The organism is Rhodococcus sp. Leaf278, assembly GCF_001426085.1.
Taxonomy (GTDB): Bacteria; Actinomycetota; Actinomycetes; order Mycobacteriales; family Mycobacteriaceae; genus Rhodococcoides.
In genome coordinates, this window is record NZ_LMRR01000045.1 from 245,772 (window position 1) to 268,133 (window position 22,362).

Genomic DNA, 22,362 nt, shown 5'->3' on the forward strand with positions numbered 1-22,362 from the left:
GGTGCTCTTGTGTCCGAGCAGAACAACGGTGAGTTCCGATCCGGATTCGTCTGTTTCGTAGGCCGACCCAACACCGGCAAGTCCACCCTGACCAATGCGTTGGTGGGGTCGAAGATCGCCATCACGTCCTCGCGTCCGCAGACGACGCGGCACACCATTCGCGGCATCGTGCACCGTGAGCACGCGCAGCTGATTCTCGTCGACACCCCCGGATTGCACCGGCCCAGAACGCTTCTGGGGCAGCGACTCAACGATCTGGTGCAGGACACGTACTCCGAGGTCGACGTCATCGGCCTGTGTATCCCGGCCGACGAGAAGATCGGACCGGGGGACCGATGGATCCTCGAGCAGGTTCGCCACATCGCGCCCAAGACCACCTTGATCGGCATCGTTACCAAGATCGACAAGGTCAAGAAGGAACGCGTCGTGCAGCAGTTGATGGCGCTGTCGAAGCTCCTCGGCGACTCCAGTCACGTGATTCCGGTATCGGCCGAATCCGGTGAGCAGGTGGAGAAGCTGGTCGATCTGCTGGCGTCCGAACTACCACCGGGCCCGGCGTTCTACCCCGACGGTGAGCTGACCGACGAGCCCGAGGAAATCCTCATGGCCGAGCTCATCCGCGAGGCAGCGCTCGAAGGCGTCCGCGACGAGCTACCCCACTCTCTGGCCGTCGTCATCGAAGAAGTCGTGCCCCGCGAAGGTCACGACAACATGCTCGACGTCCATGCGATTCTCTACGTCGAGCGGTCGAGTCAGAAGGCCATCATCATCGGTAAGGGCGGATCGCGACTCAAAGAGGTCGGCACGGCGTCGCGACTGCAGATCGAGAAGTTGCTCGGCACCAGGATCTACCTGGACCTGCACGTGAAAATCGCCAAGGACTGGCAGACCGACCCCAAGCAAATGGGCAAGCTCGGCTTCTGACCGGAGCGGCTGCGCCGCACGTGCACGGCACTTCGTAGTGGGCTACGAAGTTTCGCTCACGTGGGTCCACCACGGTTCGGGGCGTTTGCGGTGCCACTGCAGCACGTTCTCGAGTTGAGCGGCGACCGACACCAGCAGTGGTTCCGACGATTCGTGGCCCATCAACTGCAGTCCGATGGGAAGGCCGCTCTTCGTCAGACCCGCGGGGACATTCACGCTCGGCCAGCCCAGGACGTTCCACGGCCACGTGTAGGGGCAGTGCTCGGTGATGACCCGGTCGGTGTCGGCATTGGAGATACCGTCGATCGCGTCGACCCGCGGCGGGGGAGTCGCCGTCGTCGGGGCGAGCACGATGTCGTAGTCGTCGAAGAACCGGCCGATGCGGCGTCCGATGCGAGGTTCGGCCGCGCGGGCTGCACGCAACGGGGCTCCGGCGAGGGCCCGGCCGCTTTTGGCATTGGCTCGGGTGCGCGGGTCGGCCAGGGAGGCATCGGGGAGGCGGTCGAGCCACGTGGCAACACCTGCAAGCGAGCGCGGTAAGAAGTTGAGCCCCAACAATATTCCGTAGGCGGGGTCGTCGACCACCACTCGATGTCCGAGCAATCGCAGCACCGCAGCCATGTCGTACGCTGCCGCCGCGATCTCCGGATCCAGCGGGGCAGGCGTCGGAATGAACGGCTTGCGCAGGCTCAGCGCTATTCGTAGCGAGCCGGGGTTGCGTCCGACAGCATCCGAGACGGTCAACGGAGCCGGGCAGTGCAGATCGCCGTCGTGCCCACCGGAGACCACGTCGAGCAGAAGTGCGGCGTCGGCGACCGTGCGCGCGAGCGGGCCGATGACGGTGATGCCGTTGAAGGCCTCGGCGTCCGGCCACGTCGATATCCGTCCCCGTTGCGGTTTGATGCCCACGAGATTGGTCCACGCCGCCGGGATCCGGACGGAGCCCGCACCGTCGGAACCCAGTGCAGCCGAGACCAATTCAGCGGCAACTGCAGCCGAACTGCCGCCCGAGGAGCCGCCGGGGGTGCGCTCACGGTCCCACGGATTGCGGGTGTGTCCGAAGCTGCCGCTGGTGAACGGCCATTGACCCAGCTCGGGGCTGTTGGTCTTGCCCACGATGACAGCTCCGGCCGCACGCAGTCTGCGGACCACCTCCGAGTCCGCGGTGGCAGGTGGGAAGTCGCCGGCGCAGCCGAAGGCCGTGGGCTCCCCGGTGATGTTCACATCGTCCTTGACGGCGATCGGAACGCCCAGCAGGGGTGCGGTTCCACCGGTGAGTCGCAGGCGATCCGCCTCAGCCGCCTCGGCGAGTGCGGCGTCGCGGCGGACGAGCCGGAAGGCATTGAGGGTGGGTTGGCTCTTCTCGATTCGGTCGAGTGATTCGGTGACCGCCTGTACCGAAGTGATGCGACCCGACGCGAGTGCGGCGGCCTGAGCAACGAGAGTCGACCGATGAAAATCCACGTTGGCACAGTATCGACTTCTCTCCAGCGCGGGAAGCGGCCACCGATGCGGCACCCGTGGGAGACTGGAAGACGTGAGGCCATACCGTGACAACGCAGTCGTCCTGCGCCAGCACAAGCTGGGTGAGGCCGACCGCATCGTCACGTTGTTGACCAGGGAGAACGGTATCGTACGGGCCGTCGCCAAAGGAGTTCGTCGGACCAAGTCCAAGTTCGGCGCGCGACTGGAACCGTTTGCGCACATCGACGTCCTGCTCTATCCGGGACGCAACCTCGACATCGTCACCCAGGTGCACACCGTCGACGCGTTCGGCGGAGACATCGTCGCCGATTACGGCCGCTACACCACCGGTTGCGCGGTCCTCGAGACCGCCGAACGGTTGGCAGGCGAGGAACATGCACCGGCGCAGCGACTGCATCAGCTGACCGTCGGTGCGCTGCGTGCTCTCGCGCAGCATGTGCGGCCTCCCGAGCTGGTGCTCGACGCGTATCTGCTGCGCGCCATGGGGTTCGCCGGATGGGCACCTGCACTCACCGATTGCGCGCGGTGCGCGGCAGTGGGGCCACATCGCGCATTTCACGTCGCCGCCGGTGGAGCGGTGTGTGTGCACTGCCGCCCACCGGGGTCCGCGACGCCGTCGACCGGGGTCCTGGACTTGATGGTCGCGCTCGAACGAGGCGAGTGGGACTACACCGTCACCACCTCCGACACGGTGCGCAAGCAGGCCAGCGGACTGGTGGCGGCGCATCTGCAATGGCACCTCGAACGACAACTGCGCACGCTTCCACTCATCGAACGCTCGCACCCGCATCAGGTTCCGCTGGCGCAACCTGACTCAGTGTTCGCCGACACCGTCGGGCAGGATGGGGACCGTGATTCGACGACGAGAGCCGCAACCCCGGCCTGACGGACAGTCGGCAGTGCGCCCTCCCGATCCGCACCCGTCGGGCGCGCGGCCGCCGATTCTGCAGTCGGAACTGATACCTCGCCACGTCGCCCTGGTGATGGATGGCAACGGTCGATGGGCGCAGGATCGCGGTCTACCGCGCACTGCGGGGCACGAGCAGGGTGAAGCCGTGCTCATGGACACTGTGTGCGGATGTATCGAGATCGGTGTGCAGTGGTTGTCCGCGTACGCCTTCTCGACCGAGAACTGGAAGCGCAGTCCTGACGAGGTCAAGTTTCTGATGGGCTTCAACCGTGACGTCATTCGTCGTCGACGCGACGAGATGAACGAGATGGGTGTCCGGGTCCGCTGGGCCGGTCGACGACCCAGGTTGTGGGGCAGCGTCATCAAGGAACTCGAAGTGGCCGAGGAACTGACGAAACACAACACGGTGATGACGTTGACGATGTGCGTCAATTACGGTGGACGCGCCGAGATTGCCGATGCGACAAGGGAAATCGCTCGGCAGGTTGCGGCGGGCAAGCTGAACCCCGAGAAGATCACCGAGGCCACCGTCGCGAAGTACCTCGACGAGGCGGATATGCCGGACGTGGACTTGTTCCTGCGGCCGTCGGGGGAGCAGCGAACGTCGAATTTTCTGCTGTGGCAATCCGCGTATGCAGAGTTCGTGTTTCAGAAGAAGCTCTTCCCGGATTTCGATCGCCGGGACCTGTGGGAGGCGTGTATCGAATTCGCTTCGCGTGATCGACGATTCGGTGGAGTGAAATATGAGTGACGAAGTACACGGGATCGACGGCCCCGATGGGTTGACGTTGCAGACGCGTGCTCGGCTGGCGCTGTCGCAGTTCGCCACGGTGACCGTCGGCGAGGAGGGGTCACTCGGTTTCGACTACGCCGGTGCCTTGTGCTCGTTGCGGGCCGTACAGCTCTCTCCCGAACTCGAGGTCCTCTCTCTCACCGCGGTGTTGGCGTGGGACAGGCCGCTCAAGGCTGCTCTGCACAAGAAGGTCTCGGACCGCAATGCCGATTCGCAATTCGGCGCGATCTCGGTCAATACTCACGACAAGCTCGCAGATGTGCTGCTGCGCTACACCTTTCCGGCAAACGGATTGGACGACGAGGCGATGCTGACGATGCTGATTCTGGTGCTGGCCGGAGTCGAGAAGGCGCGCGAGGGCCTGCTGCCCTGATCGGTCAGCTAAGGTTTGCCTGTACTTACTTCGAGTAGAGGCGGATGCGATGACAGCACGGTTGGCCCGAACAGTGACGGCAGTGGTGGCGGTGATCGTCCTCGGTGTGTCCCTGATGGCCTGTTCGGCAGAGAGCTCGGAGGACTCGGCGGCACCATCTTCCGCCGGTGTGTTCCCGGTCGTCATCGATCACATCTACGGCAGCACGACCATTCCGGAGAAGCCCACCCGCATCGTCACACTCGGAGTGTCCGACGCCGACGCCGTCATTGCCCTCGGCACCGTACCGGTCGGGAACACCGGGTACACGTTCTACGAGACCGGACTCGGTCCGTGGACCGACGAGTTGGTGGGCGACGCACCGCTGACGCTGCTGGGCTCGGAATCCGAACCGAACTTCGAGCTGATCGCCTCGCTGGCACCGGATCTGATCACCGGGCTCAATGCCGGCTTCGACGAGGCCACCTACGCGAAGCTCAGCGACATCGCCCCGACGGTCGCTCGGCCGGCAGGATCGGCGGCCTACGCCGTCGATCGTGAGGTGGCCACCGACACCATTGCCCGCGCGATGGGTGAATCCGAACGTGGCAAGGAGCTCGATGCGCAGACCACGGCTGCGCTCGAACAGGTGCGAGCCGCACATCCGGAGTTCGCGGGTAAGACTGCAGCCGTGGTACTTCCGTACGACGGTCAGTTCGGCGCATATCTGCCCGGCGATGCGCGCGGTACGTTCGTCACGTCGTTGGGCTTCGGTATTCCGGACCCGATTCTGGCCGAGGACGACGGCACCAACTTCTTCGTTCCGGTCTCGGCCGAGAACATCTCGAAGCTCGACGCCGATGTGGTGCTGTATCTCGGCACCGGCGACGACATCGACGTCGTGGCCGAGAATCCGATCTTCAGAACACTGACAGCCGCCCGCAACGGCGCCATCGTTCCGTTGTCCACCGATCAGCGCGGGGCGATCACGTACAACTCGGTGCTGTCCATACCGTTCGCCATCGATTCGGTGGTGCCTCGCCTGGCGGATGCGGTGGCCTGAGAGTCGGTCAACGACCGGCTGTGCTGCACTGACTACAGGTGCCGAATATTTCGATCGTGTGGCTGACGTCGGTGAAACCGTTGGACTCGGCGACACTTTGCGACCACTTCTCGACGGTGGGTCCCTCGACCTCGACGGTGAATCCACATGCTCGGCACACCAGGTGGTGATGATGGCCCGAGGAACAGCGCCGGTAGACCGACTCGCCGTTGTCGGTGCGGAGCACGTCCACCGTGCCGGCGTCGGCCAGAGTCTGGAGCGTGCGATAGACGGTTGTCAGGCCGATTCCCTCACCGCGCTTGCGTAATTCGTCGTGCAGATCCTGGGCGGATTTGAATTCCTCGATGGTGTCGAGCAAGTCCGAGATAGCACTGCGCTGCTTAGTGGCTCGGACTCCGACCACGACGGGTCGTCTCGGTGCTGCGGTATCGGTGGACTTCTCGGTCACAGGTTCCGGCCTTCCTCGGCGTGGGCCACGGCGTCGACGACGATGTGGGAGAGGTGATCGTCGACCAGTCGGTAGAGGACCTCGCGCCCGTTGCGTTCTCCACGCACGACACCTGCAGCCTTGAGTACCCGAAGGTGTTGACTGATCAACGGCTGCGTGACGCCGAGAGCGACCACGAGTTCGTGGACGCAACGCTCGGACTCGCGCAACTGGAGCACGATCGCGATCCGCACCGGGGCCGCGAGCGCCCGAAGAATGTCGCCGGCCGCGGCCAGGGTCTCCTTCGGTGGGATGTGTGCCGGGGGAGCGGCAGCGAAGGGGTCGTTCTCGTGCATCGGGTGCTCGGGGTCGAGTCGATCCGGCGAATCTGTGTGAACGGCCTGCTCGGTGGACACGGTTGCGGCTCCTTCGATTGCCGGCTCGTTCTCGGCGAACTCTCCCTGCGCGGTCTTTCGTCTTGGCATCAGGTTAGTGCAGTTATCGCTATTGCAAATCGTATTCATTGTGATATGCACAAGTGCGCATGTCAATTCCGAACTCGACCGGTGTTCGGATTCGCCCGCCGAGCCAGATAGTCTGATCAGGGCGAAAACCGCCCGCGTCACCCCCTCGTGCGACATCACGATGTAACCGAAGATGGAGAGCTCCGCCAGTGGCACCCAAGTCCAAAGTCGAAACCGTCGCCAACCTCGCCAAGCGCAGAGGCCTCGTCTACCCGTGCGGCGAGATCTACGGCGGTACCAAGTCGGCCTGGGATTACGGCCCGTTGGGCGTCGAGCTCAAGGAGAACATCAAGAAGCAGTGGTGGCGCAACATGATCACCAGCCGGGACGACACCGTCGGGCTCGACTCGTCGGTGATCCTGCCCCGTCAGGTGTGGGAGGCGTCGGGTCACGTCGAGACGTTCTCGGACCCGCTGGTGGAGTCGCTGCACACGCACAAGCGGTACCGCGCCGATCACCTCATCGAGGCCTACGAAGAGAAGCACGGCCATCCGCCGGAGAACGGCCTGGCCGACATCCGCGACCCCGAGACCGGTGAGCCCGGTTCCTGGACCGAGCCGCGTGCGTTCTCGGGCCTGCTCAAGACCTTCCTCGGCCCGGTCGACAACGAAGAGGGCCTGCATTACCTGCGCCCGGAGACCGCGCAGGGCATCTTCGTCAACTTCGCCAACGTGTTGACCACCTCGCGCAAGAAGCCGCCGTTCGGTATCGGCCAGATCGGCAAGAGCTTCCGTAACGAGATCACTCCCGGAAACTTCATCTTCCGCACCCGCGAGTTCGAGCAGATGGAGATGGAATTCTTCGTCAAGCCCGGCGAGGACGACGAGTGGCACCAGTACTGGATCGACTACCGGATGAAGTGGTACACCGACCTCGGCATCGATCCGGAGAACCTGCGGCTCTACGAGCACGCCAAGGAAAAGCTGTCGCACTACTCCAAGCGCACAGTGGACATCGAGTACAAGTTCGGTTTCCAGGGCAGCGCGTGGGGCGAGCTCGAGGGCGTCGCGAACCGTACCGATTACGACCTCTCGGTGCACTCGAAGGCGTCGGGTCAAGACCTGAGCTACTACGAGCAGGCCACCGACACCCGCTACACCCCGTACGTCATCGAGCCGGCGGCAGGCTTGACGCGTTCGCTGATGGCGTTCCTCGTCGACGCGTACACCGAGGACGAGGCTCCCAACGCCAAGGGCGGTGTCGACAAGCGTGTGGTGCTCAAGCTCGATCGCCGTCTCGCCCCGGTGAAGGTGGCGGTGCTCCCGCTCTCGCGTAACGCCGATCTGACGCCGAAGGCCAAAGATCTTGCGCAGCAACTGCGTCAGTACTGGAACGTCGAATTCGACGACGCCGGAGCCATCGGTCGCCGCTACCGTCGTCAGGACGAGATCGGTACTCCGTTCTGCATCACCGTCGACTTCGACACCCTCGACGACCACGCAGTCACCATCCGCGAACGCGACACGATGGCGCAGGAGCGCGTGGCTCTCGATCAGGTCGAGGGCTACATCGCGTCGCGACTGATCGGCGCATAGACCTCACCACACAACAGGGCCCGATCTCCTCGTGAGATCGGGCCCTGTTGTGTGTCTGGGTCGGATCAGAAGCGGCCGCCACCACCGCCGAAGCCGCCGCCGCCCCCACCGCCGCCACCGCCGAAGCCCCCGCCTCCACCGAAGCCACCGCCGAAGCCTCCGCCACCTCCGCGCAGCACGCTGTTGATCAGGATTCCACCGAGCACAGCGCCTGCCACGTTGCCGCCGCTACTGCCGCCGCCGAAGCCGCCGCCGCGTGGCCCGTGGCGGTTCTCCCAGTTCTGCACGTCGGACTGGGCGATCTGCGATGCGCGCGAGGCCAACTGACTGGCGGCATGCGCGTGCTTGAGAGCCTCGTCGGGATTCTCCGGTTCGAGCTGGCGTGCCGCACTCAGGTGCCGTTCGGCTTCGGACAAACGTGTACGAGCATCGGCACCCACGCCGCCGCGCCGCGTCGAGATGTAGTCCGCGGCAGCAGTGATCTGCGCCTGAGCAGCTGCGATATCGCGTTCCAGACGCGCCCGCAGCTGATCCTCGGCCGCCTTCTCCGCCGACGCCTCGTCGACGATCTTTTCGAGTTCGGAATCAGCTGCGGCAAGCGCGGTGTAGCTACCGAGCGGATCGGACGACTGCGCGGCCTCCGCGTTCTTCAACGCGGTCTGCGCCGCAGCCACGGCGGCCTGCAGTTCGGCACCGCCGTGTTCGGTCAACCCGCGAGCCTGCTCGATGTCGCGTCGGACGTCCGCGATGGCGTCGGGCAGGGTGGATATTGCGTGCCCGATGTCGTCGCGGGCGTGGTCGACTCCGTCGAGCAGGGACTTCGCCTGATCGACAGCGCGTTCTGCGGTCCGAATCGCAGTGACGGCCGGACCCTGCTTTCCCGGCGGAAGTGCTGCGGCCTTGCGGCCGGCTTCGATGTTCTCCTCGGCCAGCGCAACTCGATCCTTGGCCATCGTGACGTTGTCGGCAATCGATTTGAGTGCGGTCTCGGAGAATTCCGAATGCAGCTGAGCGAGGACCGCTTCGGACTGGGGAATGCGCACCGTCAAGCCGATGATGGCTTGGGTGAGCTCGTCGAGATGCGAGCCGGCATTCATCACGAGGTCGCGGAATCCGTCGAATTCCTCGACCCGAGAGTCGAGCTCGCGATCTGCCTGGCCGCACGAGGAGATGATCTCGACGAGCATCGCTCGCCGCTGATCGGGGGTTTCTGGGATGGCGTCGTCGAGGCGCTGACGGATCTCGAAGGCAGCGGCCAGGGCTTTCTTGGCGTTGTCGTACGCCGTGATGAACGGAGCGGCTGCCGAATCGCCGAATTCGCCTCGGGCGAGGGTCAATTCCTCTTCGCTGGCCCGCACGGCGTTGTCGGTCTCGATCAGAATTTCCTTGGCGCGGGTGTCGAGAACGTCGATCGGGAACTGAGCCAGTGCGGCCGGGTCGCTCGGGTCGATCTTCGCCACGGCGTCCACCTCGGCGGCCACCCTGGCCTTCTTGCGCCGTGAGGAGTAGACGACAGCTCCGCCGCCTGCAACCGCCAACACACCGACACCGATCAGCAGCGGTGCCGACGACCCACCGTCGCCGCTCGACGCATAGGCCTCGCCGAGAGCGCCCGCAGCCGCTATGGCAGCTCCCGACCAATCCTCTTCGCCCAGTGCGGGTTCGACGTCGTTGACGCGAATGTCGTCCTGCTCGGCCGTGGTGATCTGCGAGAGCCCGGTGTTGACGGCGAGGTAGTACGAACGGTCGACGGTCGCCACTGCGAGCAGAACGTCGCGCTGGCCGAGGTCACTTCTTGTGTACGTCTGCTCGGCCCAGCTCGCGGCCGACATGTTGTCGAAATCCGCAACGTAGGTGACCCACAACCTGAGCTGATTGCTGCTGTAGAGGTCGTCGATGGAGGTCTGCACCTCGGCCAGTGAATCAGGGTCGAGTGCCTGGACGTTGTCGGTGATCTGGGTGGCCAGCCGGGAAGGAGCCTCGGCGGATGCAACCCCCGGCGCGAGCAGAACCGCGGCGAACAGGGTCAGAGCACCCGTAGCGGCGAGACGACGAAATCGATGGACCGACCTACGGACTGTGGCGCTGGAGTGCCGCCGGTGCTGGACTGCCATGCGATGAAATCTACCGGCTGGGTCGTGTCCGAATCGAGCAGGTCGATCCATGACAGTTGTCATCGTGCAATCGTGACGCTCGGTCGAGGTGCATGGGCTCGGACCGCAGCAGAGTAACTGTCATGACCACAACGAAGGCAGTCGAACTGCGAGGCGTCACCAAGACATACGGATCGGTCCGTGCGGTGGACGGGCTGAGCCTGTCGATCGAACCGGGCGAGGTCGTCGCATTCCTCGGACCCAACGGAGCCGGAAAGACGACGACCATCGATATGATGCTCGGCCTGGCAGCACCCACCACCGGCACGGTCTCGGTGTTCGGGGGAACGCCCGCCGACGCCATCGCCCAGGGCCGAATCTCCGCCGTTATGCAGACCGGTGGGTTGCTCCGCGACCTGACCGTCCGCGAAACCGTCGAGCTGACATCGGCACTGTTCGCCCACACCCGCTCGGTGAAGGAAGTGCTGACCCGGGCCGGCATCGCCGACATCGGCGACCGTCGAGTGGCGAAATGCTCCGGCGGCCAGCAACAGCGACTGCGATTCGCACTGGCCCTGTTGCCCGATCCGGATCTGTTGGTACTGGACGAGCCGACCACCGGCATGGACGTCGAGGGTCGTCGCGACTTCTGGAACGCCATTCGCCAGGACGCAAGTACCGGCCGAACGGTGCTGTTCGCAACGCACTACCTCGACGAGGCCGACGCCTACGCCGACCGGATCGTGCTGGTGCGGCACGGCAAGATCGTCGCCGACGGTAGCGCCGCCGAGGTGAAGAACTTGGCTGCTGGACGCACCGTCACCGCCACGCTCCCCGGCGTCGACCGGTCCATGTTGCTGTCTCTGCCGGGGGTGGACCGCGTCGAGACTCGCGGCGACCGGGTGATCGTGCACGGACGGGACTCCGATTCCGTGGCCCGATTCCTGCTCAACGACGCGCATGCGACCGACCTGGAAATCGTCTCGCGCAACCTCGAGGACGCGTTCCTCGCCCTGACCACCGATTCCGAGAACGACCCAGCCGCACACAACCTCACCGGGAGCATCCGATGACCACGACCACGCACACTGCAGCCACGCGCACACCTGCCAGAGCTGTTGCCTGGGGCGGCTTTTCGCCCACCTTCCTCGGACTGGAGATTCGCAGGCTGTTCCGAAACAAGCGGACGCTGATCTTCACGTTGGTGATGCCGCCGGTGTTCTTCGTCATCTTCGGTACGCAGTCGGACTTCAAGACCGACTACTCCTTTGCACACGGCAACGTCACGGGCTACATCGCCATCAGCATGGCCGTCTACGGAGCGATGCTGGCCACGACCAGTGGGGGAGCGATGGTCTCAGTCGAACGGGCTCAGGGGTGGAGCAGGCAGCTCCGCCTGACGCCGTTGAAGCCCGTTGCCTACATCATCACCAAGGTCCTGGTGGCCATGACGATGGGTGCCGCTGCGATCGTCGTGGTCTTCGTCGTCGCGAAATTCTTCGGAGCCGACATGCCGATCTGGGTGTGGATTGCCTGCGGAGTGATCGCCTGGCTGGGCTCAGCAGTGTTTGCCGCGTTCGGCCTGTTCATGGGGTACCTGCTGCCCTCGGAGAACGTCATGCAAATCCTCGGACCGGTGCTGGCCTTCCTCGCCCTGGCCGGCGGACTGTTCGTCCCGCTCGGCGACAGCGGCTGGTTCCCGATGCTGGCCAAGTTCACCCCGCTCTACGGCCTGGCCACGGTGGCCAGAGCGCCGTTCACGTCCGCCGACGCGGGCACCCTTGCCATCGCAGTGGTGAACCTGCTGGTGTGGGCCGCGGTGTTCGTAGCCGGAGCGGCCCTGCTGTTCCGAAAAGACACCAAGCGTGCCTGACGCCGAAACCACCGATCGTGTCGCCCACGGAGATACCGTGGGCGACATGACCACGTTCACCGCCGATCTGCCGGAGGGGCGGGTCTGGCGATACGGCTGGATGTTCGGGGCCATCTGGCTCATCTACCTGATCTATCCGTTGAACGAGATTCTGTCCTTGGAGTCACTGGCGGCACGGGTTCTGGGCATTGCCGCGATCGTCGGGTTCGGGGTCGTTTTCACCGTCACCTTCTGGCGCTTTCGCAACGGTCACCGTCGCGGGAATCCCCTGCCGGTGTGGCAGGGTTGGATCGCGCTCGGGGCAATGCTGGCACTCACCGTGGCCATGAGCGCCCTGATCGGAACCACCGGGTTCGGCGCAACCATCTACATCGCCGTGCTGGGAATGATGACGTTGCCGGTTCGGCAAGCGTGGTCGTTGGTCGCGGTGATGGTGGTGATCATCGAAGTGGCACCGCGGGTCATCGCGACCTGGGAGCCCGACAACTTCTTCGCGTTTCAGTTGCTGATCAGCGCAGCCGCTGCATGGGGCATCACGCAGGTATTCCAGCGCAACCACGAATTGGCCGTAGCGAGGCAACAATTGGCCGATCTGGCCATCGTCGCCGAACGGGAGCGAATGAGCCGAGACGTTCACGACATTCTGGGTCATTCTCTGACGGTCATCACCGTCAAGAGCGAACTGGCCGGACGGCTGCTCGAGATCGATGCCGCGCGAGCTGCAGTCGAGATTGCCGAGGTGGAAACCCTTGCCCGGCAAGCACTCGCCGATGTTCGCAGCACCGTCGGCGGTATGCGCCAGATCGACATCGGTACCGAATTGGCCAGTGCGCGAACAGCACTTGTCGCCGCAGCCATCGATGTCGACCTGCCGGGCGACGCCGATGCGGTGCCACTGAGGCATCGCGAACTGTTCGGTTGGGTCCTACGTGAAGCGGTGACCAACGTGGTTCGACACTCGCACGCGCAACACTGCCGAGTGGCGCTGACGCCGTCGAGCATTTCCATAGTCGACGACGGATGCGGACCGGCCGAGGACACCTGCGGGGGAAACGGGCTCCGCGGGTTGGGTGAACGCGTGAGCGCCGCTGGTGGTTCACTGACGGTCGCCCGGGTTCCGACCGGCGGATTCAAGGTGGAGGTCTCGGCACCATGAGCATCAGACTGTTGCTGGCCGACGATCAGGCTCTGGTGCGGGGAGCGCTCGCAGCGCTGCTGGGGCTCGAACACGACCTCGACATCGTCGCCGAGGTGGGACGCGGCGACGAAGTGCTGTCGGCGGTTCTCGAACACCGACCCGATGTCGTCCTGCTCGACGTGGAAATGCCGGGAAAGAACGGAATCGACGTCGCCGCCGAGCTGGCTGTGGCGGCACCCGAGTCGAGAGTGTTGATCGTCACCACGTTCGGAAGGCCCGGATATCTGCGCCGCGCAATCGATGCCGGAGCCTCCGGTTTCGTCGTCAAAGACACCCCGGCAAAGCAATTGGCCGACGCCGTACGACGGGTCCACATGGGTCTGCGCGTCGTCGATCCTGCACTCGCAACCGAGACGCTCACCGACGGCGTTTCGCCGCTGACGGCCCGTGAGCAGGAAGTTCTTCGGGCAGCAGCGCAGGGTGGAACGGCAGGATCCATCGCGGCCCAAGTGCACCTGTCGGAGGGGACCGTCCGCAACCACCTGTCGTCCGCGATAGGCAAGACCGGTACCACCACCCGTGCGGAAGCGGTCCGAGTGGCCGAGGACCGCGGGTGGCTGTAGCTCCCACGGGGCGCGCCGTGACCGAAGCGATGCGCGGGCCTGGCAAACTCGAGGGGTGAATTCAACTCTCGACCGAGACCCGTACGGCGACCCGTACGACGACCGGTATGCCTCGGACCCCGGTCCCGAGCGCCTCGGCTTCTTCGGAACGCTGGGTCGCTGGACCGGTCGGCTGGTCGCGGGAGTGGTCCTGATGGCGGTGGTACTGGTCGCAGGAACTGCGATCCGGGTGTGGCAGGTTGCTCGCATCGACGACTACTCCAAGGCCGACGCCATCGTCGTACTGGGCGCGGCGCAGTACAGCGGTACGCCGTCGACGGTGTTCGAGGCACGCTTGGCACAAGCCGCGGCGCTGTACGAGCGAGGCATCGCCCCCGAGATCGTCACCGTCGGCGGCAAGCAGGAAGGCGACCTCTTCACCGAGGCGGCGTCGGGTCGCAACTATCTGATCGAGCAGGGAGTGCCCGCGGACGCCATCGTGGCCGTCGAGACCGGGTCGGACACGCTCGAAAGCATCGAGGCCGTGAGTGACACACTCCGCGTCGAGGGCAAGTCGTCGGTGGTGCTGGTCAGTGATCCGTGGCATTCGCTGCGTACTCGAACCATGGCGCGTGACGCCGGGCTGGATGCATGGACCTCACCGACGCGTACCGGCCCGGCCGTCTACACCCGAGAGTCCCAGGCACACGGAATTGCCAGGGAGACAGGCGCACTGCTGTGGTACCAGCTGACTCACTTCACGGCAGACTTCTCCTACACGGCAGGCCAGTGACATGACCGGCTCCTACTCGGCGCACGACGTCGAACGATTCGTCACCGAACCCCCGAAGACGGCCGGACTGAAACCGGGGACGAACAACGCGTCGCACAGAAGTGCTTTTGCCCGCGACCGGGCGCGGGTGCTGCATTGCGCCGCACTGCGTCGTCTCGCAGACAAGACCCAGGTGACCGGGCCTCGCGACGGAGACACTCCGCGGACTCGGCTCACACATTCGCTGGAAGTCGCGCAGATCGGCCGCAGCATCGCCGAGGGACTCGGCAGCGACCCCGATCTGGTCGATCTTGCGGGATTGGCGCACGACATAGGCCATCCTCCGTACGGCCACAACGGTGAACGGGCCCTCGACGAAGTCGCCACCGACTGTGGTGGGTTCGAGGGCAACGCGCAGAACCTCCGCATTCTCACCGGACTCGAGCCCAAGATCCTCGACGCCGACGGGCGCAGTGCGGGATTGAACCTGACCCGAGCCTCTCTCGATGCCGCGACCAAGTATCCGTGGATCCGGCCGGCACCGGGCGCGAAATTCGGTGCCTACGACGACGACTCCGCGATTCTGGGCTGGGTACGTGACGGTGCACCGGACAAGCGCAAATGTCTCGAAGCGCAGACCATGGATTGGTCCGACGACGTTGCCTACTCGGTACACGATGTGGAGGACGGCGTCATCGACGCCCGCATCGATCTACGGGCGCTGGCCGATCCGATCGAACAGCGGGCCCTGGCGGAACTCGGTGTCTCGGAATTTCGCGGACTCGACGTCGACGAGCTGATCGACGCCGCGGGCCGGTTGTCGAGGATGCCCGTCGTGATCGCCGTCGGACGGTACGACGGCACTCTCGAAGCGTCCGTCGCACTCAAGCACATGACGAGCGAACTGGTCGGGCGCTTCGCGACCGCCGCGATCGAAGGCACTCACGAGAAATACGGCACCGCGCCGTTGAGTCGATACAACGCGGACCTCGTGGTGCCGTCGATCGTCGGCTCGGAAGTGGCACTGCTCAAAACCATGGCGCTGCGGTACGTGATGTCCGACGCCGGTCACAAGATCCGCCAGGAGCGTCAACGCGACCGAATTCACCGCGTCGCCGAGTGGTTGCTGCGGTCGGCGCCAGGGGAGCTGGACCCCATTCTGGTGCCCGCGTGGCAACGCGCGAACAGTGACGCCGAACGGACTCGCGTCGTGGTGGATCAGATCGCGTCGTACACCGAAAGTCGACTCGAACTGGTGGACAAGCGGTCTCTCGGGGCTCAGGCCAGCTGGGGTTGATCGCGCTGCCGAGGGTGTCTGGTTCAGCGCTAGACTCCAGTCGTGGCCGGCCGAATTCCTGAACGTGACATTGCCGCCATTCGCGAACGCACACGGATCGAGGACATAGTCGGCGACTACGTCTCGCTCAAGCGCGCGGGCGGCGATTCCATGAAGGGGTTGTGCCCCTTCCACGACGAGAAGTCTCCGTCCTTCCATGTGCGGCCCAACCACGGTCACTATCACTGCTTCGGTTGCGGCGAGGGCGGTGATGCCTACTCCTTCCTCCAGAAGATCGAGCACATCTCCTTCGTCGAGGCCGTCGAGCAACTCGCCGACCGGCTGAACTATTCGATCTCCTACGAGGGCGGAGGGCCATCGGTTCAACGTGACCGAGGGACCCGCGCGCGCCTGATCGCCGCGAACGCCGCAGCTCAGGAGTTCTACGCCGGTAGGCTCAGCGGGCCCGACGCACAGGCCGCGCGGGACTATCTGACCGAACGCAACTTCGACGGCCACGCCGCACTGGCTTACGGCTGCGGATACGCACCCGACGGCTGGGACACTCTCACCAAACACCTGCTGGGCAAGGGCTTCGAGGCCAAGGAGATAGTCGACGCCGGCCTGGCGACACCCGGCAAGCGGGGCACGCCCATCGACCGTTTCCGGCGCCGACTGGTGTGGCCCATTCGCAGTCAGAGCGGGGACGTCATCGGTTTCGGTGCCCGCAAACTGTTCGACGACGACACGATGCCGGGTAAATACATCAACACCCCGGAAACCATGTTGTACAAGAAGTCTCAGGTGTTGTTCGGTCTCGACTTGGCGCGCAAGGAGATCGCGAAGTCCCATCAGGCTGTCATCGTCGAGGGCTACACCGACGTGATGGCGATGCATCTGGCCGGAGTCAAGACGGCCGTGGCGTCGTGCGGTACCGCATTCGGCGAGGACCACCTGGCCATGCTCCGCCGATTGATGATGGACGACAGCTACTTTCGCGGTGAAGTGATCTACACCTTCGACGGAGACGATGCAGGTCAGGCCGCCGCCATGAAGGCCTTCGAGGGTGATCAGAAGATTGCCGGACAGACCTTCGTCGCCGTGGCACCGGACGGAATGGATCCCTGCGACCTGCGTTTGAAGTCCGGCGACAACGCCGTTCGCGATCTGGTCGCCAGGCGTACCCCGATGTTTGCGTTCGTGGTCAAATCGCTACTGCGAGAACATGATCTGGATACCCCCGAGGGGCGCGTCGAAGCTCTGAAGCGAACCGTGCCCGTGGTCGCCCGCATCAAGGATGCGTCGCTGCGGGACGAGTACGCACGGCAGCTGGCCGGCTGGACCGGCTGGGACGACACCGCGATGGTGCTTGCCCGCGTGCGCGACGAGGCGAAGAAGGGCGCTCGGGGCGAGACCAGCGGCAAGCGGGTGCCGTTCGAGAAGCGTCAGACGACGCCGACCGAGGCTCCGGCCGGGCCGCCGCGTCCCAACCCCACCGATCCGTCTCTGTGGCCGCAGCGGGAGGCTCTCAAGGCGGTACTGCAGATGCCTGCAATGGCAGGCACGGTGTTCGACTCGCTCCCACCGGAAAGCTTCCATCACCCGGCGTACTCGGCTGTGCGCGACGCGGTGGCTGCTGCCGGAGGAACCGCCGCGGGACTGGGCGGAGGGGAGTGGGTGGATGCCGTGGCCAAGCAGGCCAAGGACGCCGTGGTGGTGTCGTTGGTGACCGAGCTGGCCGTCGACCCGATGCGGGTGGCCGACGACGCACTCACGCGCTATATCTCGGGTGTTCTCGCCAGGCTGCAGGAGGTATGGGTCGGCCAACAAGTGGCAGAACTCAAGTCGAAGCTGCAGCGCATGTCACCGGTCGAGAAGCCCGACGACTACAACGCGTTGTTCGGCGATCTGATCGCCCTCGAGCAGTACCGCCGGAGTCTGCTCGAGCTCGCCGTCGGAAGTGTCGCCGAGGTCGGTTAGCGACGTAGTTGATCGCGCGGAACGTAGACCTGGGTCTCGTCGTCGATCGGCTGCATAGGTTCGAGACGCGGCTGGGTGTTGAGGGAATCGGAGAGCTTCTGCCGGCCGACCTCGATGGCCTTCTTGGTAGCCGGAGACGACGCAACGGCGTTTGCCGTCTTGCGTATCTGCTCGTACCGGCCCCGGCCGGCCTTGGCACCGAGCACATATGCAGCTCCAGCCGCCAGTACCAAACGAATCATCAGTGGGTCCTTCCGTAGAGCGTGCGGCTGTACGTCCATCTTGCCCGACTGCACTCCGGGAAAGCAGGGCGGCTCCGACGAACCTCGAGCAGGGCGATTTGGTACTCACCAGGGTGTGTGCGCTATTGTTTCCAACGGCTCGCACGAGAGTGTGACGCCGCGAGGTAATCCCCCATAGCTCAATTGGCAGAGCATTCGACTGTTAATCGAAGGGTTCCTGGTTCGAGTCCAGGTGGGGGAGCTCAGAGCCCCCGTCCGGTCCATCCGGGCGGGGGCTTTCGACTGTCCCCGTCTGCAGCCAGCTCACCGGAACACCGGTAGCGAGTGCCCAGGCGTTGAAGATCAGCTTCCGCGGTGACGTCTTCCCGCTCTCTGCGTTGGACACGCTCTGGCGAGAAATGCCGATTCGTTCCGCAAGCTCGGCCTGTTCGAGGCCGGCCTCTTCGCGCGCAATGCGCAGCCTGTGTCGCGGCTGAATCTCAGGTGCTCGTCCCTGGTCATACACGGTTGTCATAGTTCGTAGCTTAGAACCACGTTCGTAACTTGGCAACTGATGCGAACGGTGTGTGTGACGGATAACAACACTAATGTCGCGCAAATTGCTGATCTCGTAATAGTTGACGTGTGCCAAGTTGCACGGTAGAACTTGACCTATGCCAAGTATCGAACACCTGCTAACCGTCGCTCAGGTGGCGTCTCGGCTGGGCATCACCCGCCGCGCAGTCCAGCAGGCCATCGCACGCAATGCACTGGCCGCCCAGAAGCTCCCGACGAAAACCGGGGCCTACCTGATCGAGCCGGACGAGGTCGATCGATACGACCAGGCGCGGCGTCACGAAACGGCAGTCTCGTGATTGCCATGCAGCGCAACCGATCTCCACGCAGTCTCGCGCTGTGGCTGTTCGGGATCTGCGCGGCCGGCGCGGCATCGTGGGTGCTCATCCTGTGGGTGTTCATGCTCGTAGGATCTGCGTTGAAGGTGTGGCTGTGAGCGCGCCGGAGCGCGCCGGCCAGCGATTCCTGCTGTCTCCGGAGAAGCGCCGGTCCGACAGTGCCGCGTTGCCAGGCGTCGACCTCCGCGTTGAGAGAGCCAAAGAGCAGCAGCGTGCACAGGATGTTCGTGACGCTGCTCGCCTGGCAACGTTGTGGATGCGCGACGCGATCCGTGCGATCGAGGACCTGGACTATGTCGATCGAGTTGGGTTCCTCTGCGAGGGTGCCGACCGTCTCGATGCCGTTGCAGCCGAACTGGATCAGCGGATCGAACGCCTGCAGACGGCGCTCCGCGCCGTGCTCGATTCAGCCATGCCGACGCGGGTGGGGTGGTCGAGAGTCGTGAACGTCCACTACGCAGGCCCGCTCGATCCGCACGAGATGTCGGCGATGCAGCGCGCCAACGCCGCTGTGCAGAAGGTCCAGCAAATTGTCCAGCAGGTCCATCCTCTGTACGGCAACGATGCGTTGTGCACGGAGCCGGATGTTCCGAAGCCTGGCCAGCATCTCAAGAGCCGCCCGTCGGGGAAACCTGCCGGGCCGTCTGACCGTCACGGTGGCGCGCTGAATCCCCCTGCGGCCCCTGACGGTTCAGGCCCCGGTGGTGGCGGCTGACCGGCCCCCCGGGTCGCCGCCGCCACCGGTTTCCACCTACCTCGACCGACACGTAACGGGCCCCGCATTGCCCGCGAGGCCCGTCTACTCACCAGAAGAATCGAGTGAATCCTGATGAGCACCAGCAACAATACCCCCGAGTGGTTGCAGCAAGTCCCCGAGTCGATGCGCGCGGACGTGCAGCTCGCTTACGACCGGTACATCCCGGCCGCCGCGACCCCGACGGACCGGCCCACCGGCGTCGAACTCCTCGTCCCGCACCTCAACGAGGACGGCAAGACCATCTACACGGTGTACCCGTGCCGGGTGGTGTACCGCGGTGAGCTCGACGGGATGCACCTGTGGCAGGCCGTCAACGACCGGTGGATGAAGCCCGGAGACAAACTCCGCGTGGCGTACCTGCCTCCGCACTCGCAGGTCACCGGTCCTCCGATCGCAGCGCCGGCGGTGGCTCATGGCTGACACCGCCTGCGTCGGCGTCATCAACGGTCGCCGCGCCGTTCGCATGGTCCGTGAAGCGAAGCGCGCGCAGCTGATCGACAACGCCGAACTGATCCGCCGCGCCGCCAAGGCCGCTCTCGATCAGCTCGCCGAGACCGATGTCTCGCGTAACCAGCATCAGCTCATCGTGCAGATCGGTTACCAACTCAGCCTGCTCGAGGGTGTCCTCGAAAACGTAGCGGAGGCATGACATGTCCGACATGAAAGTGATTGTGTCCGAGGTCGACACGAAACGGGGCCTGCTCTCCGAGCGGTACACGATTCAAATCGAGGCCATCAGTCCACGGATGCCGGACCCGCTACACCTGCGCTCCGACAATCCGGAGACCGGGGAGCGGGCTTTGACCGACGTGTCATCCGCTGCGATCCCCAAGCATGTACGCGACGCCCTGTATTTGTGGCTGGCATCGGTCGAGGTGACCGCGTGATGACTACTGAACGCTTTGCCTACGTCCTGATCGCGGCTGCCGCTGTTTGTGGTTACCTCGCGATGCGTCTGATCTGCACGCTCGTGATCGCGGCCGGGTGGTACGTCTCATGAACGACCGCCTCCCGCCGCCGGTTCGCTGCCGCCTCCGCTTCTACATGATGTTCATCGTCGGTCTTGTCGGCATCATCGTGGTTGCGTCCCTGCTTCCGCTGGTCGGTGCGCGATGACCACGCCCGGCGGTGTGAAGCCGACTTGCAAGACCGAGGGATGCGAGCGCTCAACGCGATCTCGCGGACTGTGCCGAGCTTGCTACGAGCGGTTTCGACTTCGCCAGCAGGCGTACGGCCGGTTCGAGTCGGTGTACGTCGATGCCGGACCAGTACGTGAACACGTCACCCAACTCATTGAGGCGGGACTCTCGCGTAGACGTATCGCCGAACTGGCGGGGCTGAACCGCAAGTCCATGGAGTACCTGTTGGTCGGCCGGAAGGATCGCGGACACGGCCCCTACAAGCGGATCACCGCCGAGAATGCGCGCAAGTTTCTCGCGGTGTCGATGCCGCCCTCCCTCGCGGCCATCGCTCCGGATGCTGCGGTGGTCGATGCCACCGGCACGATCAGACGGGTCCGAGCTCTCGTGGCATTCGGGTACACCGCTGAAGGTCTGACTGTCGAGCTCGCAGGGCAGGTATCTGCGTGCACAGTCCACGAACTGGTCCGCGGCTACCGCACACAATGCCTCGCCCGTGTCGCCCGGTCGATCAAGCGGCTGTTCGACCGACTGCAGCTGATCCCTGGAACATCTCAACGGTCTCGGAACCATGCGGTGAAACGTCGCTGGGCTCTGCCGTTCCAGTGGGACGAGGACACGATCGACAATCCGGCCGCCAAGCCCGAACCTGTCCGCCTGCCTCGGAGCCGGTCCCCGAAACCACAGTCACCTGAGGTCAAGTCGCTGCGAGTGCAGAAGGTGGCCGAGCTCACCCGAACAAATCTCTCGGCCAACGAGATCGCCACGCGGCTGAACATCTCATCCCGCCAGGTCGTGCGTGACCGCTCGGCGCTSGCGCGTACCGGCTGAACGAGAGGAAGGAGGAACGCGGGCTGTGGCGAGCGAATGCAAGGACTGTCACGCACCGGTGCATTGGTGCAAGTCGATGTCGCGNGCGCGTACCGGCTGAACGAGAGGAAGGAGGAACGCGGGCTGTGGCGAGCGAATGCAAGGACTGTCACGCACCGGTGCATTGGTGCAAGTCGATGTCGCGGGAGGACCGATGGATTCCGGTGGACATCTCACCGGACCCGGAACTCGGGACCGTCCGCAAGCACTTCTCCGGGCCGATCAACGGCCGGGTGGTGTACGGCGAAGTCCTCAAAGGCTCCGACCTCGACGCGGCCCGCGCCGACAACGAGCGCCTCTGGATACGGCACTCCGARATCTGCACCGCCCGTAAGCCGTACAACCCYCGCCCCGCTCACATCCAGCTCGATCTGCCGAACAGAACCTGACCGCCCGCTACATGCCAGGAGCGCACACGATGACCACGACCCAGACCGACACCACCGAGGTCCGCGAAACCACCCTCGAACACCTYCGMCCGACCGCGATCGTCCCGCACCCGAAGAACCCTCGCACCGACCTCGGTGACGTGACCGAGCTCGCCGAGTCCATCAAGGGCCAGGGTGTCCTCGAACCGTTGATAGTGACWCCCGCGAAGGCGAAGGGGAAGTACACGCTTATCGCCGGGCATCGCCGTCACGCGGCCGCGAAGAAGGCGGTACTGAAGACGGTGCCGTGCATCGTCCGGTTCGACCTCGCTGGCGACGACCGGGC

At 64.7% G+C, this 22,362-nt stretch carries 27 protein-coding genes and 1 tRNA gene; 22 read left to right on the top strand and 6 right to left on the bottom strand.

Going from position 1 to position 22,362, the window contains the following annotated elements; all coding sequences use genetic code 11:
- Positions 1 to 9 precede the first annotated feature (9 nt).
- Complete coding sequence (gene era / locus ASG84_RS26630; RefSeq protein WP_032379164.1) at positions 10 to 924, top strand: GTPase Era; 915 nt, start codon at positions 10 to 12, stop codon at positions 922 to 924.
- Between the two features lie 42 nt (positions 925 to 966).
- Here the strand turns inward: era and ASG84_RS26635 are convergent, their stop codons facing one another.
- Entirely contained in the window at positions 967 to 2,388 is a 1,422-nt protein-coding gene (locus tag ASG84_RS26635) for an amidase (protein ID WP_057479917.1), read from the bottom strand.
- Between the two features lie 73 nt (positions 2,389 to 2,461).
- On the opposite strand from ASG84_RS26635, the gene recO reads away from it, so the two are divergent.
- The 4 genes from recO to ASG84_RS26655 are packed head-to-tail and all read left to right on the top strand — an operon-like array spanning position 2,462 to position 5,527.
- Positions 2,462 to 3,295 (top strand): DNA repair protein RecO, encoded by an 834-nt coding sequence (gene recO / locus ASG84_RS26640; RefSeq protein WP_057479918.1) that lies wholly within the window; start codon positions 2,462 to 2,464, stop codon positions 3,293 to 3,295.
- Positions 3,252 to 4,070 (top strand): isoprenyl transferase, encoded by an 819-nt coding sequence (locus ASG84_RS26645; protein WP_057479919.1) that lies wholly within the window; start codon positions 3,252 to 3,254, stop codon positions 4,068 to 4,070. The genes recO and ASG84_RS26645 overlap by 44 nt, the downstream gene beginning before the upstream one ends.
- The gene (locus ASG84_RS26650; RefSeq protein WP_057479920.1) at positions 4,063 to 4,485 is read left to right on the top strand and encodes a hypothetical protein; all 423 of its coding nucleotides are present in this window, start codon (positions 4,063 to 4,065) and stop codon (positions 4,483 to 4,485) included. Before ASG84_RS26645 ends, ASG84_RS26650 begins: the two co-directional genes overlap by 8 nt.
- A gap of 49 nt (positions 4,486 to 4,534) precedes the next feature.
- On the top strand, positions 4,535 to 5,527 hold the full coding sequence (locus tag ASG84_RS26655; RefSeq protein ID WP_057479921.1) for an iron-siderophore ABC transporter substrate-binding protein: 993 nt from the start codon (positions 4,535 to 4,537) through the stop codon (positions 5,525 to 5,527).
- Between the two features lie 7 nt (positions 5,528 to 5,534).
- Here ASG84_RS26655 and ASG84_RS26660 read toward each other — a convergent pair whose 3' ends face one another.
- Positions 5,535 to 5,975: a Fur family transcriptional regulator gene (locus ASG84_RS26660; protein WP_057479922.1), complete on the bottom strand. Its 441-nt coding sequence runs from the start codon at positions 5,973 to 5,975 to the stop codon at positions 5,535 to 5,537.
- The gene (locus ASG84_RS26665; protein WP_032379570.1) at positions 5,972 to 6,310 is read right to left on the bottom strand and encodes an ArsR/SmtB family transcription factor; all 339 of its coding nucleotides are present in this window, start codon (positions 6,308 to 6,310) and stop codon (positions 5,972 to 5,974) included. Before ASG84_RS26665 ends, ASG84_RS26660 begins: the two co-directional genes overlap by 4 nt.
- A 317-nt stretch (positions 6,311 to 6,627) precedes the next feature.
- Between ASG84_RS26665 and ASG84_RS26670 the strand changes: the two genes are divergently transcribed.
- Positions 6,628 to 8,013, top strand: a complete 1,386-nt coding sequence (locus ASG84_RS26670; protein WP_032379159.1) for a glycine--tRNA ligase — start codon at positions 6,628 to 6,630, stop codon at positions 8,011 to 8,013.
- A 65-nt stretch (positions 8,014 to 8,078) separates the two neighbouring features.
- On the opposite strand, the gene ASG84_RS28590 is transcribed toward ASG84_RS26670, so the two are convergent.
- Positions 8,079 to 10,127, bottom strand: a complete 2,049-nt coding sequence (locus ASG84_RS28590; RefSeq protein ID WP_057479977.1) for a TPM domain-containing protein — start codon at positions 10,125 to 10,127, stop codon at positions 8,079 to 8,081.
- A gap of 122 nt (positions 10,128 to 10,249) precedes the next feature.
- On the opposite strand from ASG84_RS28590, the gene ASG84_RS26680 reads away from it, so the two are divergent.
- Genes ASG84_RS26680 through dnaG form a run of 7 tightly spaced genes read left to right on the top strand, consistent with a single transcriptional unit; the run spans position 10,250 to position 17,747 of the window.
- On the top strand, positions 10,250 to 11,179 hold the full coding sequence (locus ASG84_RS26680; protein ID WP_057479923.1) for an ABC transporter ATP-binding protein: 930 nt from the start codon (positions 10,250 to 10,252) through the stop codon (positions 11,177 to 11,179).
- Positions 11,176 to 11,979, top strand: a complete 804-nt coding sequence (locus tag ASG84_RS26685; protein WP_057479924.1) for an ABC transporter permease — start codon at positions 11,176 to 11,178, stop codon at positions 11,977 to 11,979. The genes ASG84_RS26680 and ASG84_RS26685 overlap by 4 nt, the downstream gene beginning before the upstream one ends.
- A complete protein-coding gene (locus ASG84_RS26690; RefSeq protein WP_200936736.1) occupies positions 11,972 to 13,135 on the top strand; it encodes a sensor histidine kinase in 1,164 nt (387 codons plus the stop codon). Before ASG84_RS26685 ends, ASG84_RS26690 begins: the two co-directional genes overlap by 8 nt.
- Positions 13,132 to 13,740: a response regulator transcription factor gene (locus tag ASG84_RS26695; protein ID WP_057479925.1), complete on the top strand. Its 609-nt coding sequence runs from the start codon at positions 13,132 to 13,134 to the stop codon at positions 13,738 to 13,740. Before ASG84_RS26690 ends, ASG84_RS26695 begins: the two co-directional genes overlap by 4 nt.
- Positions 13,741 to 13,795: 55 nt before the next feature.
- Entirely contained in the window at positions 13,796 to 14,512 is a 717-nt protein-coding gene (locus ASG84_RS26700) for a YdcF family protein (protein WP_057479926.1), read from the top strand.
- A 1-nt stretch (position 14,513) separates the two neighbouring features.
- Positions 14,514 to 15,788, top strand: a complete 1,275-nt coding sequence (locus ASG84_RS26705) for a deoxyguanosinetriphosphate triphosphohydrolase (protein WP_057479927.1) — start codon at positions 14,514 to 14,516, stop codon at positions 15,786 to 15,788.
- Between the two features lie 42 nt (positions 15,789 to 15,830).
- Positions 15,831 to 17,747, top strand: coding sequence for a DNA primase (gene dnaG, locus ASG84_RS26710; protein ID WP_057479928.1), 1,917 nt, complete (start codon positions 15,831 to 15,833; stop codon positions 17,745 to 17,747).
- On the opposite strand, the gene ASG84_RS26715 is transcribed toward dnaG, so the two are convergent.
- Complete coding sequence (locus ASG84_RS26715; RefSeq protein ID WP_057479979.1) at positions 17,744 to 17,989, bottom strand: hypothetical protein; 246 nt, start codon at positions 17,987 to 17,989, stop codon at positions 17,744 to 17,746. The two genes, dnaG and ASG84_RS26715, sit on opposite strands and share 4 nt — an antisense overlap.
- A gap of 168 nt (positions 17,990 to 18,157) precedes the next feature.
- Here ASG84_RS26715 and ASG84_RS26720 point away from each other — a divergent pair.
- A tRNA-Asn gene (locus ASG84_RS26720) sits at positions 18,158 to 18,230 on the top strand.
- Here ASG84_RS26720 and ASG84_RS27285 read toward each other — a convergent pair.
- The gene (locus ASG84_RS27285) at positions 18,192 to 18,503 is read right to left on the bottom strand and encodes a helix-turn-helix transcriptional regulator (RefSeq protein WP_082322409.1); all 312 of its coding nucleotides are present in this window, start codon (positions 18,501 to 18,503) and stop codon (positions 18,192 to 18,194) included. The genes ASG84_RS26720 and ASG84_RS27285 overlap by 39 nt on opposite strands.
- Before the next feature lie 139 nt (positions 18,504 to 18,642).
- Here ASG84_RS27285 and ASG84_RS27290 point away from each other — a divergent pair, with 139 nt between their 5' ends.
- From ASG84_RS27290 to ASG84_RS26755, 8 genes are all read left to right on the top strand, one after another.
- Positions 18,643 to 18,843 carry a helix-turn-helix domain-containing protein gene (locus ASG84_RS27290; protein WP_082521243.1) on the top strand — a complete coding sequence of 67 codons (201 nt, stop codon included), beginning with the start codon at positions 18,643 to 18,645 and terminating at the stop codon, positions 18,841 to 18,843.
- A 5-nt stretch (positions 18,844 to 18,848) separates the two neighbouring features.
- On the top strand, positions 18,849 to 18,980 hold the full coding sequence (locus tag ASG84_RS28595) for a hypothetical protein (RefSeq protein ID WP_268793513.1): 132 nt from the start codon (positions 18,849 to 18,851) through the stop codon (positions 18,978 to 18,980).
- A complete protein-coding gene (locus ASG84_RS26725; protein WP_156399724.1) occupies positions 18,977 to 19,597 on the top strand; it encodes a hypothetical protein in 621 nt (206 codons plus the stop codon). The genes ASG84_RS28595 and ASG84_RS26725 overlap by 4 nt, the downstream gene beginning before the upstream one ends.
- 114 nt (positions 19,598 to 19,711) lie before the next feature.
- Positions 19,712 to 20,059 (top strand): hypothetical protein, encoded by a 348-nt coding sequence (locus tag ASG84_RS26730; protein WP_057479930.1) that lies wholly within the window; start codon positions 19,712 to 19,714, stop codon positions 20,057 to 20,059.
- A complete protein-coding gene (locus tag ASG84_RS26735; protein ID WP_057478107.1) occupies positions 20,052 to 20,288 on the top strand; it encodes a hypothetical protein in 237 nt (78 codons plus the stop codon). The genes ASG84_RS26730 and ASG84_RS26735 overlap by 8 nt, the downstream gene beginning before the upstream one ends.
- 1 nt (position 20,289) lies before the next feature.
- The gene (locus tag ASG84_RS26740; RefSeq protein ID WP_057479931.1) at positions 20,290 to 20,526 is read left to right on the top strand and encodes a hypothetical protein; all 237 of its coding nucleotides are present in this window, start codon (positions 20,290 to 20,292) and stop codon (positions 20,524 to 20,526) included.
- 360 nt (positions 20,527 to 20,886) lie between these two features.
- Positions 20,887 to 21,609 (top strand): hypothetical protein, encoded by a 723-nt coding sequence (locus ASG84_RS26745; protein WP_156399556.1) that lies wholly within the window; start codon positions 20,887 to 20,889, stop codon positions 21,607 to 21,609.
- A gap of 457 nt (positions 21,610 to 22,066) precedes the next feature.
- A partial coding sequence (locus ASG84_RS26755; protein WP_200936739.1) for a ParB/RepB/Spo0J family partition protein occupies positions 22,067 to 22,362 on the top strand: 296 nt, incomplete at its 3' end.

Bases quoted from the DNA above. Each gene is read 5' to 3' on its own strand.
- ASG84_RS28590 (WP_057479977.1), bottom strand. From the start codon at position 10,127: ATGGCAGTCCAGCACCGGCGGCACTCCAGCGCCACAGTCCGTAGGTCG.
- ASG84_RS26705 (WP_057479927.1), top strand. From the start codon at position 14,514: ATGACCGGCTCCTACTCGGCGCACGACGTCGAACGATTCGTCACCGAA.
- ASG84_RS26685 (WP_057479924.1), top strand. From the start codon at position 11,176: ATGACCACGACCACGCACACTGCAGCCACGCGCACACCTGCCAGAGCT.
- ASG84_RS26695 (WP_057479925.1), top strand. From the start codon at position 13,132: ATGAGCATCAGACTGTTGCTGGCCGACGATCAGGCTCTGGTGCGGGGA.
- ASG84_RS26715 (WP_057479979.1), bottom strand. From the start codon at position 17,989: ATGATTCGTTTGGTACTGGCGGCTGGAGCTGCATATGTGCTCGGTGCC.
- ASG84_RS26650 (WP_057479920.1), top strand. From the start codon at position 4,063: ATGAGTGACGAAGTACACGGGATCGACGGCCCCGATGGGTTGACGTTG.
- ASG84_RS26730 (WP_057479930.1), top strand. From the start codon at position 19,712: ATGAGCACCAGCAACAATACCCCCGAGTGGTTGCAGCAAGTCCCCGAG.
- ASG84_RS27290 (WP_082521243.1), top strand. From the start codon at position 18,643: ATGCCAAGTATCGAACACCTGCTAACCGTCGCTCAGGTGGCGTCTCGG.
- ASG84_RS26680 (WP_057479923.1), top strand. From the start codon at position 10,250: ATGACCACAACGAAGGCAGTCGAACTGCGAGGCGTCACCAAGACATAC.
- ASG84_RS26740 (WP_057479931.1), top strand. From the start codon at position 20,290: ATGTCCGACATGAAAGTGATTGTGTCCGAGGTCGACACGAAACGGGGC.
- ASG84_RS28595 (WP_268793513.1), top strand. From the start codon at position 18,849: ATGCAGCGCAACCGATCTCCACGCAGTCTCGCGCTGTGGCTGTTCGGG.
- ASG84_RS26665 (WP_032379570.1), bottom strand. From the start codon at position 6,310: ATGCACGAGAACGACCCCTTCGCTGCCGCTCCCCCGGCACACATCCCA.
- ASG84_RS27285 (WP_082322409.1), bottom strand. From the start codon at position 18,503: ATGACAACCGTGTATGACCAGGGACGAGCACCTGAGATTCAGCCGCGA.
- ASG84_RS26655 (WP_057479921.1), top strand. From the start codon at position 4,535: ATGACAGCACGGTTGGCCCGAACAGTGACGGCAGTGGTGGCGGTGATC.
- ASG84_RS26645 (WP_057479919.1), top strand. From the start codon at position 3,252: ATGGGGACCGTGATTCGACGACGAGAGCCGCAACCCCGGCCTGACGGA.
- ASG84_RS26735 (WP_057478107.1), top strand. From the start codon at position 20,052: ATGGCTGACACCGCCTGCGTCGGCGTCATCAACGGTCGCCGCGCCGTT.